General features: G+C 71.3%; 15 protein-coding genes. 5 read left to right on the forward strand and 10 right to left on the reverse strand.

Translation table 11 applies throughout. From position 1 onward, the window contains the following. Positions 1-81 precede the first annotated feature (81 nt). The 6 genes from AWQ71_RS40805 to rpmG all read right to left on the reverse strand — a co-directional run bounded on the left by AWQ71_RS40805 (position 82) and on the right by rpmG (position 1,691). Positions 82-384, reverse strand: a complete 303-nt coding sequence (locus tag AWQ71_RS40805) for a hypothetical protein (RefSeq protein ID WP_084259472.1) — start codon at positions 382-384, stop codon at positions 82-84. Between the two features lie 195 nt (positions 385-579). After that, entirely contained in the window at positions 580-747 is a 168-nt protein-coding gene (gene rpmF, locus AWQ71_RS30730) for a 50S ribosomal protein L32 (RefSeq protein WP_067139586.1), read from the reverse strand. Positions 748-749: 2 nt separating this feature from the next. Continuing rightward, the gene (gene rpsN, locus AWQ71_RS30735) at positions 750-1,049 is read right to left on the reverse strand and encodes a 30S ribosomal protein S14 (RefSeq protein WP_067139588.1); all 300 of its coding nucleotides are present in this window, start codon (positions 1,047-1,049) and stop codon (positions 750-752) included. After that, positions 1,049-1,285: a 50S ribosomal protein L28 gene (rpmB, locus tag AWQ71_RS30740; RefSeq protein WP_067139591.1), complete on the reverse strand. Its 237-nt coding sequence runs from the start codon at positions 1,283-1,285 to the stop codon at positions 1,049-1,051. The genes rpsN and rpmB overlap by 1 nt, the downstream gene beginning before the upstream one ends. Then, on the reverse strand, positions 1,285-1,530 hold the full coding sequence (locus tag AWQ71_RS30745) for a type B 50S ribosomal protein L31 (protein ID WP_067139594.1): 246 nt from the start codon (positions 1,528-1,530) through the stop codon (positions 1,285-1,287). Before AWQ71_RS30745 ends, rpmB begins: the two co-directional genes overlap by 1 nt. Beyond that, on the reverse strand, positions 1,527-1,691 hold the full coding sequence (gene rpmG, locus AWQ71_RS30750; protein ID WP_067139597.1) for a 50S ribosomal protein L33: 165 nt from the start codon (positions 1,689-1,691) through the stop codon (positions 1,527-1,529). The genes AWQ71_RS30745 and rpmG overlap by 4 nt, the downstream gene beginning before the upstream one ends. A 76-nt stretch (positions 1,692-1,767) precedes the next feature. On the opposite strand from rpmG, the gene AWQ71_RS30755 reads away from it, so the two are divergent. Next, positions 1,768-2,910, forward strand: a complete 1,143-nt coding sequence (locus AWQ71_RS30755; RefSeq protein WP_245658625.1) for a CobW family GTP-binding protein — start codon at positions 1,768-1,770, stop codon at positions 2,908-2,910. 74 nt (positions 2,911-2,984) lie between these two features. On the opposite strand, the gene AWQ71_RS30760 is transcribed toward AWQ71_RS30755, so the two are convergent. From AWQ71_RS30760 to AWQ71_RS30770, 3 genes are all read right to left on the reverse strand, one after another. Then, on the reverse strand, positions 2,985-5,042 hold the full coding sequence (locus AWQ71_RS30760) for a cellulose binding domain-containing protein (RefSeq protein ID WP_067139603.1): 2,058 nt from the start codon (positions 5,040-5,042) through the stop codon (positions 2,985-2,987). Between the two features lie 146 nt (positions 5,043-5,188). Beyond that, positions 5,189-6,310 (reverse strand): TFIIB-type zinc ribbon-containing protein, encoded by a 1,122-nt coding sequence (locus AWQ71_RS30765; protein WP_067139605.1) that lies wholly within the window; start codon positions 6,308-6,310, stop codon positions 5,189-5,191. A gap of 46 nt (positions 6,311-6,356) precedes the next feature. Next, complete coding sequence (locus tag AWQ71_RS30770) at positions 6,357-7,451, reverse strand: SPFH domain-containing protein (protein ID WP_245658627.1); 1,095 nt, start codon at positions 7,449-7,451, stop codon at positions 6,357-6,359. A 198-nt stretch (positions 7,452-7,649) separates the two neighbouring features. Here AWQ71_RS30770 and AWQ71_RS30775 point away from each other — a divergent pair, with 198 nt between their 5' ends. The 3 genes from AWQ71_RS30775 to AWQ71_RS30785 are packed head-to-tail and all read left to right on the forward strand — an operon-like array spanning position 7,650 to position 9,721. Beyond that, a complete protein-coding gene (locus tag AWQ71_RS30775; protein WP_067139762.1) occupies positions 7,650-7,976 on the forward strand; it encodes a PadR family transcriptional regulator in 327 nt (108 codons plus the stop codon). Continuing rightward, positions 7,973-8,857, forward strand: coding sequence for a hypothetical protein (locus AWQ71_RS30780; protein WP_067139610.1), 885 nt, complete (start codon positions 7,973-7,975; stop codon positions 8,855-8,857). The genes AWQ71_RS30775 and AWQ71_RS30780 overlap by 4 nt, the downstream gene beginning before the upstream one ends. A gap of 33 nt (positions 8,858-8,890) precedes the next feature. Then, complete coding sequence (locus AWQ71_RS30785; RefSeq protein ID WP_067139613.1) at positions 8,891-9,721, forward strand: hypothetical protein; 831 nt, start codon at positions 8,891-8,893, stop codon at positions 9,719-9,721. A 102-nt stretch (positions 9,722-9,823) separates the two neighbouring features. Here AWQ71_RS30785 and AWQ71_RS30790 read toward each other — a convergent pair whose 3' ends face one another. Continuing rightward, complete coding sequence (locus tag AWQ71_RS30790) at positions 9,824-12,049, reverse strand: ATP-binding cassette domain-containing protein (protein ID WP_067139616.1); 2,226 nt, start codon at positions 12,047-12,049, stop codon at positions 9,824-9,826. A 48-nt stretch (positions 12,050-12,097) separates the two neighbouring features. Here AWQ71_RS30790 and AWQ71_RS30795 point away from each other — a divergent pair, with 48 nt between their 5' ends. After that, positions 12,098-12,718, forward strand: coding sequence for a TetR/AcrR family transcriptional regulator (locus AWQ71_RS30795; RefSeq protein ID WP_067139619.1), 621 nt, complete (start codon positions 12,098-12,100; stop codon positions 12,716-12,718). Positions 12,719-12,748 lie beyond the last annotated feature (30 nt).

The following is a 12,748-nucleotide window of genomic DNA, read 5'->3' on the forward strand; positions in this document are numbered from 1 at the left end:
CCACGCGTGGACAGGATCAGATGCCGCAGGCGGTCGCGGACCGGATCGCCACGTCGGCGAGGCCTGCCGGGGCGAACGGGGTCAGTGGTCGTCCCAGTGCCCGTTGTGGCCGGCATGGCGGTGACCGTCATGGACGTAGTCCACGTGGTCGCCGTGCGGGACGGCCACGTGTCCGCACCCCGGCCCATGCTGATGATCGTGATCGCCGTGCGGCACGTGACCCGGCGGCTCGCACTCGTCGACGTGGCCCTCGTGCACCCGGTGCATGCAGCCGTCGTGGACGTAGTCCACGTGGTCGCCGTGCGGGACGGCGACATGCCCGCAACCGGCGCCGTGGACATGGTCGTGATTCCGATGCTGATGGTGCTCGGCAGATGTGGTCATTGGCCCCCACCTCACTGCTCGATCATGGCGGCGGTGCTCCCGCGGCCGGTCAGCGAACCCGTACCCGTGAGTCGTTCACGGGCAACGCCGTTTCTCCTCAGAAGCACACAGAGCAGGTAAAACCCGGCAAATAGCGGCAACCGGGCCACCCGACACGGGTTCGCACCCGCCCGGGCGACCCGGTGCGCCGCCGTCTCACCGAGGCGTGCCGAGCCCCCGCCGGTACGCGCGGACGAGGGGGCGCGGGACCAGCAGCTCCTGCCCGTTCACGGTGATCGGGACGAGGTCGGGCACGACCGCCTTCCACTGGCTGCGGCGATGCCGTGTGTTGCCACGCGAGGTCCTGCGCTTGGGCACGGCCACGACTACCAGCTCGCCTTCGTGACGCCGGGGAGCTCGCCGCGGTGGGCCATCTCGCGGAAGCGGACGCGAGACAGCCCGAACCTGGTCAGATGGCCGCGCGGGCGGCCGTCGACGGAGTCGCGGTTGCGGACGCGGGTCGCGCTGGCGTCGCGCGGCTGCCGGCTCAGCTCCCGTACGGCCGAGGCCCGCTCCTCGGGCGTGCCGGTACGTACGAGCTCCTTCAACCGCGCGCGCCGCTCGGCGTACCGAGCCACGACGGCCTTGCGCCGCCCGTTGGCGACGATCTTGCTCTTCTTGGCCATCAGACCCTCTCTCCTCGGGCGCGGACCAGCGCGACGGCCTTCTCGACGCCGATCCGGTCGATCGTCTTGATCGCCCGCGCACTGAGCGTCAGCCGGACGAAGCGGCCCTCGCTCGGCACCCAGTAGCGGCGCCGCTGGATGTTGGGATTCCACCTCCGGCCGGTGCGCCGATGGGAGTGGGAGACGGTGTTGCCGAAGACCGGCTTGACACCGGTGAGCTGACAGTGGGCGGACATCAACTCCTCCCGTAGCGCTGGTTGAACCGCTCGACGCGGCCGGCCGCGTCCAGGACGCGGTTGCGGCCGGTGTAGAAGGGGTGGCTCGCGGAGGAGACGTCCACGTCGACCACCGGGTAGGTGTTGCCGTCGGTCCATTCGACGGTCTTGTCGCTGGTGATCGTGGAACGGCTGAGGAACGCGTAGTCCGCGCCCGGGTCCCGGAAGACGACGGGGTGGTAGTCGGGGTGGATGTTCTTCTTCATCGTTCCTCCCGGAACTCGACGTGCCGGCGGATGGCCGGGTCGTACTTGCGGAGCGTGAGCCGGTCCGGATCGTTGCGCCGGTTCTTCGTGGTCACGTACGTGTAGCCGGTCCCGGCGGTCGAGCGGAGCTTGATCACCGGACGGAGTTCGTTCCTGGCCAAGTCGGATCCTTTCTGATCGTCAGGATGTGCAATGATAACGATAACCATTTTTATTCCTGCAACTGGAGGAGGACCCGTGTCCACCCCCGTCGTCCTCGTCGCCGGCCTGCACTCCTCGGCCCGCACGGCGACCGTCGACCGACTGTTGAGCGAGCACCCCGGATCCGTCGCGCTCCACCACGACCTGCACGCGGTCACCTCCGACCGCGTCCGCCGGGTCGTCCGCGACGCGGCCGAGGTGCTCGACGTGACCGAGGTGTGGCTCGCGCACGGCTGCGTCACCTGCACCATCCGCGAGGACCTCCTCCCCCAGCTCGTACGGATGGCGGACGCGGCCTCGCTGCTGATCGTCGACCTGTGGGACTCGGTCGAACCACGGTCCGTGGCCGAGGCGATCGACGGCGACGAGGCCGCGGGCATCCTGCGGCTGACCTCGGTGCTCACCGCGCTGGACGCCGAACACATGCCCGTCGACATCACCCGCGGCGACCGGCTGTCCGAGACCGGCAAGCAGGCGGCCAGAGTCGACCGGCGCTACCTGGCCGAGGTCCTCGCCCGCCAGATCGAGTACGCCACGGGGCTGGTGCTGCACGGCGGCGACGAGGAGGACGGCGACCTCTCCCGAACCGTGCTCGCCCACCTCGCCCCCGTCACGCCGGTGCACGAGATCACCGCACTGCCCCGCCCCACCGGCGCCGCCCTGTGCACCGCCGTACTGGCCGAACGCGTCGATCCGGCCACCGCCCAGCTCCCCTGCGACGCCCAGGACGACGAGATCACCACAGTGGTGTGGCACGACGTGCGCCCGCTGCACCCCGCCCGGCTGTTCGACGCCGTGGACGAGCTGGTCACCTCGTCGGTCCGCTCACGCGGCCGCTTCTGGCTGGCGACCCGGCACGACCGGCTGCTCGCCTGGGACGCGGTCGCGGGGGTCGTCTCGGTGGAGGACGCCGGCCCCTGGCTGGCCGCACTGCCCGCGGCCGACTGGGAGACGGCCTCTCCCGCCCGCCGCGTGGCCGCCACACTGGACTGGCACCCGGTCAGCGGCGACCGCGTCCAGCACCTGGTCTTCACCGGCCCGGACCTCGACCGCGAGCGCATCCACGAGCTGCTCGACTCCTGCCTGCTCACCCGCGACGAGGAGCGGGCCGGCCCCGACGCCTGGAGCCGCCACGACGACCCGTTCGCCCCCATCCTCAACCTGAAGGAGATCGCGTGAAGCCACGCCGTGCGACGGGGCCCGCTCATCCGCGTGGCCGGGGACGCCCGTGGAGGACGTCCCCGGACGACGCGCTACCGGGTCGCGCAGACGGTTCCGTTGAGGGTGAAGACGGCGGGCAGGACGTTCGGGCCGCTGTAGTCGCCGACGAAGCCGATCGTGGTCGACGCGCCGGTGGCGAGCGAGCCGTTGCCGGGCTCGTTGACGGCCTTCACCTCGGAGCCGCTCTCCGTCCAGACGGCGCTCCAGCCGCTGCCCAGGCTCTGCCACGTCCGGGGCCAGCGGAAATGCAGGGTCCAGCCGTTGATCGGGGCGCCGTTGTTGGTGATCTCGACGGCGCCGACGTAGCCGTTGCCCCAGTCGGACTGGTCGGTCAGCCGCACGGCGCAGGAGCTGGTGGCGGGCGTGCCGGTCGTGAACGTCACCGGCGGCGAGGCCCACGAGACGCCGCCGCCGCTGTCCCGCGCGATGACGTTGACGGTGTAGCGCGTGCCCGCCGTGAGGTTGCGCGCGGTGAAGGAGGTGCCGGAGGTCTCGCCGAGCTGCTCCGCGACCGCTCCGTTGTTGCGGTAGACCTCGTACTTCGCGATCGGACGCGGGCCGGCGGAGGCGGCCGGCCAGGAGATCGCGGCGGTCGTGTCCGTCACGTTCGAGACCGCCGGCTGTCCCGGCGCGCCGGGCAGCCCGGTCTGGGCCGAGGCGGGAGACACGACGATCGTGGTCATGGACAGCGGCGGCAGCGTCCGGCTGGTCGCGCTCCCCGAGGTCGAGCGGGTGATGTCGGTGGCGCCGTTGGTGTGGGTCAGCACGGTGGGCGCGCCGGAGGCCGGGACGAAGCCGGAGTAGCCGATCGCGACCGGGTACGACGTGTCGGACGAGGTGTTGATCAGCAGGACCGCCAGGGAGCCGTCGGCGCGGCGGACGGCGTGCGCGCTGACCTTCGCCTGGTCGGTGGCGGCCTGGACGAACCGGTCGCCGGGCCGGGCGAACGCGCTCATCATCCGCAGCGCGTAATACGGGGCGAAGGGCGTGTTCGCCGGCGGCTCGCAGACGCTGCCGTCGGAGGTGCAGGCCGCCGACGACAGCAGGCCGAAGTCGCCGTAGTCGGTGTGCCCGGCGACCTGCGTGACCGCGCCGATGCCGTTGTGCGCGTTCCACCAGTCCACGGTGAACACGCCGTTCGCGAGCAGCGTCGCGTACGCGTCGGCGGCGGCGAGCGCGCCGGGCTGGGTGTTCGTGCCGTTGCTGCTGCTCCCGGTGTTGAACTCGGTCATCGCGATGCCGATCCGCTCCGCCCCGGGCCCCGCGTACGCGGCGATCTGCCGGCGGGTGAGATCGATCATGTCGGGGACGTGGGCGGCCTTGTCGAGGGCGCCGGGGTACCAGTGCAGGATCACGAAGTCGATCTTCGGTCCGGCGAGCGACAGGACGACCTTGTTCCAGGTCCCGTCGTCGCCGTCGGCGGTCAGCCCGTCGGGCCAGTTGGCCGGCGTGGTCAGCACCGCGCCGATCTTGATGGTCGGGTCGACCGCCTTCATCGCGTCCGCGTAGGCGACGACGGTGCGGGCGTACTCGGCGGGGCTCTTGTCGGCGTGGTCGTCCGCCTCCCAGGCGGAGCCGTAGTGGCCGTTGCCGTAGTTCTCGTTGCCGATCTCCCAGTACTTGACGCCGTACCCCTTGGTGACGTTGGCGGAGCGGACCCAGGCGGCGGCCTCCTCGGCGGTGCCGGTGCCGTAGTTGGCGGTCACCATCGCCTGCGCCCCGGTGCGCCGCGCGCCGCTCATGAAGGTGTCGAAGTCGGTACCGGGGGCGACGTAGCCGCCGGGGGCGGTGTGGTCGGCCCAGTGGTAGATGTCGGAGTACGAGCCGCCGGGATAGCGCAGCAGCTTCACGCCCGCGTCCTTGAGCAGGTCCGCGGTCTCGTCGGTGCCGAGCCGGCTGTCCCAGATCGCGTGGTTGGCGCCGATACCGGTCTCGGGGACGGCGGAGAGCCCGGCGCGGGCGTCCACGGTCACCGCGACCGGGGTGACCTCGTCGGCGTGCGCGGCGGGGATGTTCAGGGCGGCCAGCGTGAGCAGGACCGCGGACGCGAGTCGTAACGGAGTTCTCGTGATCAGGGGGGTTTTCGGCATCGGCACACCTCGTCATGGACAGCGGCATTCACTCGACGCCCCCTCCTGACCAGGCGGCACCATGATCCTGTGGGCTCGCGCGACGCGCGTCAACCGCCGGTGAAAGTTTCAGCCCGCGGCCCGCCGTCGGCCCCCGCCGAGGGCGGTCATTGCCCGCGGGCGCCGGCGTTGACGACGAGCAGGGCGATGAGGGCGACGACCGCCACACCCGCGAGGACGGCGGCGATGATCCGCGCGGCACTGTACGGCCGCTGCCCGATGACCTCGCCGGTGCTGGCGTTCACCATCACCTGCCAGGTCTTGCCGCCGTGCACGTAGCCGAGGAACCAGACCGGCAGCAGCACCAGCTTGTAGGTGAGGTCGGAGTACCGGGTGGCGACCGAACTCACCCGCTGCTCGTCACCGCCGATGTCGTCCCGGCAGTCGGACTCGATGACCTGGGCCATGCGCCGCTTGGCCGCTTCCAGGCCGTCCTCCGGCTCGATGTCGTAGCGCACGGTCTGGAAGCCCGCCAGGTACCTCTCCTCGTAGGGCACCGCCCGGTCCAGGAGCCACGGGGTGAGCTTGTCCAGCCGCTCGGAGGCGACCCGGCTCGTTCCGGGGACGAGCACGTCGTCGAAGTCGCGCGACACCCTGCCGGCGGCGTGCGACCAGCGGGTCCGCCGCACCTGCCGGGTCTCGGTGCGGGTCGAGCCGTTCTCCGTGACGGTGTAGGTCTCGGTCACCCAGTAGTAGACACCCCGCCGGCCGGTGTAGTCGGAGACCGTGCGGGCGTCGTACGTCCAGTACGGCAGGTAACTCCCCTTGAAGGTCTCCGCCTCGGACACCTTCTTCAGGCTGGAGGGGGCGAACCAGCGGGAGGACGTCCATTTGCGCAGCGCGTCGCGGGCGCCGGCCCGGTCGATGCCGAAGGGGAGGATCGCCTCGGGCACGATCCGCTCGGTGGACGCCGCGTCGGCCACGAGAGGCGTGCCGCAGAACTGGCACCGTTCGGACAGCGTGTCGCTCTCCGTGCGCGCGCCGCACCCCGGGCAGGCGAACAGGCGCGCCGCACCGGCGATCCCCCTCGGCTTGGGCGGCATCTGGGCCAGCTCGGCGTAGTCGTGCTCCCGGACGGGCCGCCCGGCCGGCGCGATCGGGTGCTCCCGCCCGCAGTACGGGCAGCGCATGGACCCGGTGCCCGGGGCGTACTCCAGGCCGGCGCCGCAGGACTGGCAGGCGTAGGAGCGGGACCCGGGCTCGGCGCCGGCGACGTTGGGATCGGACACGACCGGTCCTCCGGAAAGACGGGCAGGGGGAAGGGGGACGCGGCGCTCACGCCGGCGGCAGCGGCGGCGGGACGCTGGACATCAGCGGAGCCAGCTCGCGGACCTGGTCGGCCGGCGTCCAGGCGGCCATGCCCGCGTGCCACACCAGGCTGGCGCGGGTCAGCTCACCGCTCCGGACCAGACCGGGCAGCGCGTCCGCGTCGTAGGGGCCCTGCTGCCGGCCGTTCACCGCGACGTACCACTGCTCCTGCGACGGCAGCGGCGGCGGGCCGCCCGCCGCGTCGGCCGGAGCCGCCTGCGGGGCCAGGCCGGCGGCGAGGCGCTGTCCGACGGCCATCCCCATGCCCAGGCCGATGCCCTCGCCGGCGCCGCCGGGGTTGCGGGCGGCGTCGCCGATCGCGTTCGCGGTCTGGAACCGGGTGTACCGGTCGAGGTCGCCCACGACGCCCATCTTGGTGCGCGTGTCGACCGCCGCCTCGACCTCCGGCGGCAGGGAGATGTTCTCGATGATGAACGTGGGCACCGCGACGCCGACGGGGGCCAGTTCGTCGCTGAGGACGGCCGCGAGGCGCGCGCCGAGCGCGTCCTGGTGCGCCGCCAGGTCGAGGACGGGGACGTTCGCGGTGGCCAGCGCGTTCGCCAGCCGTCCCACGATCAGCTGGCGCAGGTACTCGCGCACCTCCTCGGTGCGGAACCGCGGGTCGGTTCCGGCCAGCTCGCGCAGGAGCGCGGCGGCGTCCGTGATCCGGGTCGCGAACGTGCCGAACGCGCGCAGCCGGACCATGCCGAACTCCGCGTCGCGGACGATGACCGGGTTCTGCGTGCCCCACTTCATGTCCGTGAACAGGCGGGTGTTCACGAAGTAGACCTCGGCCTTGAACGGCGAGTGGAAGCCGTACTTCCAGCCCTTCAGCGTGGCCAGCAGCGGGAGGTTCTGCGTCTCCAGGACGTACGTGCCGGGGGTGAACACGTCGGCGATGCGGCCCTCGTTGACGAAGACGGCGGTCTGGGACTCCCGGACCACCAGCCGGGCGCCCATCTTGATCTCGTTCTCGTAGCGCGGGAAGCGCCAGACGATCGTGTCTCTGCTGTCGTCCGTCCACTCGACGATGTCGACGAACTCACCGCGGATGCGGTCCATCAAGCCCACGTTTCCCCGCCGTCCTGTTGCTCCCCCGTACGTCAGTGCCGGGCGGCCCGTGCGCGGCACCGCTGACGACGATAACAAGTCACGAAATCAACCGACAGACACACACCTAACGGACGGACTCCTGGTTTTTCGTCATCTCCGGCGCCGGTGCCGAGATCGGCGATCATCATCCGTGTTATGTTCTGCGGCATGCCCAGGGGGACCGACGAAGTCAGCGAGCCCATGTACTACGTGCTCACCGCGCTGCTCGACGGACCCCTGCACGGTCACGCGATCATGAAGATCGTCGGTGAGCTCTCGGACGGCCGGGTGAAGCCGTCCGTCGGCACCCTCTACGGCATCCTGGAGCGCCTCGGCGACCGGGGCCTGGTCACGGTGGACCGGGAGGAGAAGGTCAACGGCCGCGACCGGCGTTACTTCCGCATCTCCGACTCGGGCCAGTCCGCGGTGGAGGCGGAGGCGCGGCGGATGCACGAGGCCGCCGCTCTGGTGATGAAGCGCACCAGCTTCGCATGACGCCGCTCGAACGCCGTTACCGGCTGCTGCTGCGTGCCTATCCGCCCGCCTATCGCGCCGCCCACGGCACGGAACTCGTCGGCGTCCTGCTCGACTGCGCCGCGCCGGACCGCACGACCCCGGAGCTCAGGGAGGCGGCCGGCCTCCTCACCGGCGGCCTGCGCGAGCGGGTGCGGCACGCGGCGGGCGGGAGCGCCTGGCGGGACGGCCTGCACCTGGGCGCCACCGCGGTGATGGCCATGCAGCTCGCGGCGATGCTGCCCTATGCCGGGTCGCTCCCGTTGTGGGGGGTGCTGTCCGCGCTGGCGCTGCTCGCCGTCGTCCGCGGCCGGGTACGGCTCGCGCTCCCCTTCGTGCTGCTGACCGGCGCCAAGGCGGTGGCGATCGCGAGCGGGCAGCAGCTCGTCGATATGACCATGCTGCCGGTCTATCCGGGTTTCCTCACGCCCCGGCCGATGTTCGTGGCGAGCGCTCCGGCGACCGTCGCGGTCGGCTACGGGCTCGTCTGCTGCTGCCTGCTGGCCCTCTCCGCCGGGGAGGCGCCGCGCACCAGGTCCTGGTGGTGGTGGGCCGCCGTGCCGTTCCTCGCCTGGGCGGGGCCGCAGTGGATGGCCGCGGAGACGCCCATCCCGATCAGCCTCAGCCGGATGGCCCTGGAGGTGGCCGTGCTCGGTCTGGCCGTCTGGGCGGCGCGGGTGGCCGGCGATCCCCGGTGGGCGCTCGCGGCCGCGCTGTACCTGCTGGTCGTCTCCGACCAGCTCGGCGAGCATTTCGCCGTCCTGACGCGGCAGCATCTGGCCTACTGGGGACTGCTGGCGCTGCTGACCGCGCTGGCGGCCTTCGTCCCGCACGGCGGGCGACGTCGCGTTCTTCTCGATTGACCATACTCCGTTCAACGGAGTATTGTCCTCCGCATGCCCAGAAGATCATTTCTGCCTCTTGCCGTTCTCACCCTGCTCGCCGGATGCGGCACCGGCACCACCGCGTCGCCGTCGGCCGCCCCCTCACCCGCGCAGGACAAGGCCCACGCGTTCCAGGCCGTCAAGGCGGACTGCATGAAGACGAAAGGCTTCCGATACGTCCCGTACGTGGGACGGCCGAAGCTCAGCGAGGAGGACATCCAGCCTTTCGACTACGCGACGGAGAAGGCCGATCGCTCGAAGAACGGCCTCGGCGTCTTCATCACGTACATCCACCCTGACAAGACCCCGGACCAAAGGGACAATCCCAATGACGCCATCTCCACGAACCTGTCGCCCGCGCAGTTGGGCGCCTACAAGAAGGCCCTGGAGAGCTGCGACGTCCAGGCGGTCAGGCAGGTCACCGGCAAGAACGTGACGTCCTGGTCGGACTGGGCCAGCCAGTCCGGCGAGATGGCCCAGCAACTCTGGAAACGAGAGATCGACGGCGACCCGAAGCTCGTCGAACTCGCCTCGACCATGGGCGACTGCCTCACCGGTAAGGGCTACCGGGTGACCTCCACCAACCCGGTGGCCATGGGCGGGTGGGCCCTGAGGACGGTCATGGGCGATCTCCGGGAGAACCGCGAGACCATCACCTCCGATGGGGACAGCCAGGTCTTCACGCCGATCACCCTTTCCCCGGACGAGGCGCGGCCCCGCCTGAACAAGGAGATCAAGCTGGCCCTCGACGACCTTGAATGCGGCAAGCGGTTCTACCCCGCCTTCCTGCCCAAGAGCAGGGAACTGGAACAGCGGATCGACGAAGAGTTCGGCATCATCTGAGGCCGGCCCGGCAGCTCTCACCCGGCACGGCTCCAGGCGGAGAACGCGCTCAGACAGCCCGACCGGCGCGCACCGGGCCGCCGGCGGCGGGTGAGACCGGCGCTACGACGACGCGGGGGCGCGGTGCGGGCCGTCGAGCGACTTCGCGAGATATTCGGCGGTATAGGTGGACGCGCGGGCCAGCTCGGCCGGGGTGCCCTCGAAGATCACCTCGCCGCCGTTCCGGCCGGCCTCCGGGCCCATGTCGATGACCCAGTCGGCATGCTTGACCACGTCGAGGTCGTGCTCCACCGCGATGACCGTGTTGCCCTCGTCCACCAGCCGGTCCAGCAGCGCCAGCAGGGTTTCGACGTCGGCCATGTGCAGCCCCGTGGTCGGCTCGTCGAACACGTACACCTTGCCGCGCTCGCGGAGCCGGTGCGCCAGCTTGAGCCGCTGCCGCTCCCCGCCCGACAGCGTGCTGAGGGGCTGCCCGAGCGTCAGGTAGCCCAGCCCCAGCTCGCCCAGCCTGCCGACGCCCGGCAGGTCGAACTCCCGGGCCGCCTCGTCGGCCGTCATGGCGAGCACGTCCGCGATCGTCCGGCCGGCCACCGTGTACGACAGCGCCTCGGCGCCGTACCGGCTGCCCCCACAGACGTCGCAGACCCGCGTGACCGGGTCCATGAACGCCAGGTCGGTCTTGATCTCGCCGCGCCCCTTGCACGCCGGGCACGCGCCGGTCGAGTTGAAGCTGAACATCCCCGGCTCCACCCGGTTGACCTCGGCGAACAACTTGCGCAACGCGTCCATGGCGTTCAGGTAGGTCGCCGGCGTCGAGCGGGGCGAGGCGGCGATGGCCGACTGGTCGATGACGATCGTGTCCGGGTGCCGGGCGACCAGCTCGCGCCGCATCAGGGTGCTCTTGCCCGACCCGGCCACGCCGGTGACGGCGGTGAGCACGCCGAGCGGCACCCGTACCGTGACGTTCTTGAGGTTGTGCGCATCGGCTCCCGCGACGGTCAGCCAGCCCGTCGGCGCGCGTACCGGCTCCTTGATCACGGTCGTCCGGCGCAGCATGCGGCCGGTCGGCGTGTCGGCGGCGGTCAGCCCGGCCACCGTGCCCTCGAACACCACGCGCCCGCCGTCGGCGCCCGCACCCGGCCCCAGGTCCACCACGTGGTCGGCCAGCCCGATCATGTGCCGGTCGTGCTCGACGACCAGCACGGTGTTGCCCTTGTCGCGCAGCTCCACCAGGAGGTCGGCCAGCCGGTGCACGTCGCGCGGGTGCAGGCCCACGCTCGGCTCGTCGAAGATGTACGTCATGCCGGTCAGGCTGCTGCCCAGGTTGCGTACCGTCTTGAGCCGCTGGGCCTCGCCGCCCGACAGCGTGGGCGTCTCACGGTCGAGGCTGAGATAGCCGAGGCCGATGGCGTCGATCCTGCGCAACGACTCCACGGCCGCCTCGGCGGCGGGGTCGGCCAGCCCCTCCAGCACGCCGATGAGGTCGGTGACCTCCATCCCGGCGTAGTCGGCGAGGTTGTGCCCGTCGATCCTGGACGCCAGCGCCGCCGCGTTGAGCCTGGTCCCGCCGCACAGCGGGCAGGTGCGCTCGCGCAGCATCGGCCGGGCCTCCGGGTCGACCTCCTCGCGGGCGCGCTTGAGGTAGAGCCGGTCGAAGCGGAGCGCCACACCTTCGTAGGTGTTCTGGTACCTGCCCCGCCGCACCTTGAAGCCGCTGCCATACAGCAGGAGCTTGCGCTCCTCGTCGGTGAAGTCCCGCAGCGGCTTGTCCGGGTCGAACAGGCCGGACTCCGCGTAGATCTGCCAGGCGGCGCCGCCGATGGGGTGCAGGGCCAGCGCGCCCTGGTTGAGCGACAGGTCGGGGTCGATCAGCTTGTCGATGTCCAGCTCGATCTTCCGGCCCAGACCGTCGCACTCGGGGCACATGCCCTGCGGGTCGTTGAACGAGTACGCCGTCGTGGGGCCGGCCGACGGCTCGCCCCGGCGTGAGAACAGCACCCGCAGGACGGCGTGGACCTCCGTCATCGTCCCCACCGTCGAGCGCGCGCCGCCCCCGACCGGCTTCTGGTCCACCACCACGGCGGCGGTCAGGTTCGCCATGCGCTCGGCGCGCGGCCGCTCGTGCTTGGGCAGCCGGTGCCGCAGGAACGCGCTGAACGTCTCGTTGAGCTGGCGCTGCGACTCCACCGCGATCGTGCCGAAGACGATCGACGACTTGCCCGAACCGGACACGCCGGTGAAGACCGTGATGCGTTCTTTCGGCAGCCGCAGCGAGACGTTCTTCAGGTTGTTCTGCCGCAGGCCGCTGAGCATGATGTCGCGCGACACGCTATCCCCCATAGGTATGGCTACTAGCATTAGCCTAAGCTATAGCCCATGGCTGATATTCCCGACCGTAGATCGCGCCGCCGGAACGAGACCAAGGCCGAGATCCTCGCCATCGCCCTGGATGTGATGGCGGAGGAGGGCGTCGCGGGACTGAGTCTGGCCACCGTGGCCCGGCGGCTCGGCGTCCGGCCGCCGTCCCTGTACAAGTACTTCTCGTCCCGGCACGCCGTGTACGACGCGCTGTTCAAGAAAGGGCAGGAGGGCTACCTGGACGCGACGCTCCGGGCCGCCGAGCCGTACGAGCCCGGCCTGGCCGCCATGGGCGCCGCGCTGGAGGCCGGCGCCCGGTGGATCATGGCCAACCAGGTCCTCGCCCAGCTGCTGTTCTGGCGGCCGGTGCCCGGCTTCACGCCGTCACCGGAGGCGTACGCGCCGGCCCTGGCCACGCACGAGCACTTCACGGCGTTGATCCGCGGCGCCGTGGAGCGGGGCGAGCTGCACCCGGACGCCGCGGGCGAGGAGGGCCTCGACCTGGCCGCCAGCCTGATCGCCGGGGTCGTCTCCCAGCAGCTCGGCAACCAGCCCGGCGTCACGTACGAGGAGGCCCGCTTCACCCGGCTCGTCCCGCGGCTCACCCGGATCTTCGCCGCCGCGTACCCGCCCCGCTGATCCGCCCCGCACCTCCGGGCCACCCCAACT

The organism is Microtetraspora malaysiensis, assembly GCF_001528665.1.
GTDB classification, from domain to species: Bacteria; Actinomycetota; Actinomycetes; order Streptosporangiales; family Streptosporangiaceae; genus Microtetraspora_A; species Microtetraspora_A malaysiensis.

What these genes read in the sequence shown, in the direction of transcription:
- AWQ71_RS30745 (WP_067139594.1), bottom strand. Translation starts at nt 1,530, where the DNA reads ATGAAGAAGAACATCCACCCCGACTACCACCCCGTCGTCTTCCGGGAC.
- AWQ71_RS30770 (WP_245658627.1), bottom strand. Translation starts at nt 7,451, where the DNA reads ATGGACCGCATCCGCGGTGAGTTCGTCGACATCGTCGAGTGGACGGAC.
- AWQ71_RS40805 (WP_084259472.1), bottom strand. Translation starts at nt 384, where the DNA reads ATGACCACATCTGCCGAGCACCATCAGCATCGGAATCACGACCATGTC.
- AWQ71_RS30780 (WP_067139610.1), top strand. Translation starts at nt 7,973, where the DNA reads ATGACGCCGCTCGAACGCCGTTACCGGCTGCTGCTGCGTGCCTATCCG.
- rpmB (WP_067139591.1), bottom strand. Translation starts at nt 1,285, where the DNA reads ATGTCCGCCCACTGTCAGCTCACCGGTGTCAAGCCGGTCTTCGGCAAC.
- rpsN (WP_067139588.1), bottom strand. Translation starts at nt 1,049, where the DNA reads ATGGCCAAGAAGAGCAAGATCGTCGCCAACGGGCGGCGCAAGGCCGTC.
- AWQ71_RS30775 (WP_067139762.1), top strand. Translation starts at nt 7,650, where the DNA reads ATGCCCAGGGGGACCGACGAAGTCAGCGAGCCCATGTACTACGTGCTC.
- AWQ71_RS30785 (WP_067139613.1), top strand. Translation starts at nt 8,891, where the DNA reads ATGCCCAGAAGATCATTTCTGCCTCTTGCCGTTCTCACCCTGCTCGCC.
- AWQ71_RS30760 (WP_067139603.1), bottom strand. Translation starts at nt 5,042, where the DNA reads ATGCCGAAAACCCCCCTGATCACGAGAACTCCGTTACGACTCGCGTCC.
- AWQ71_RS30795 (WP_067139619.1), top strand. Translation starts at nt 12,098, where the DNA reads ATGGCTGATATTCCCGACCGTAGATCGCGCCGCCGGAACGAGACCAAG.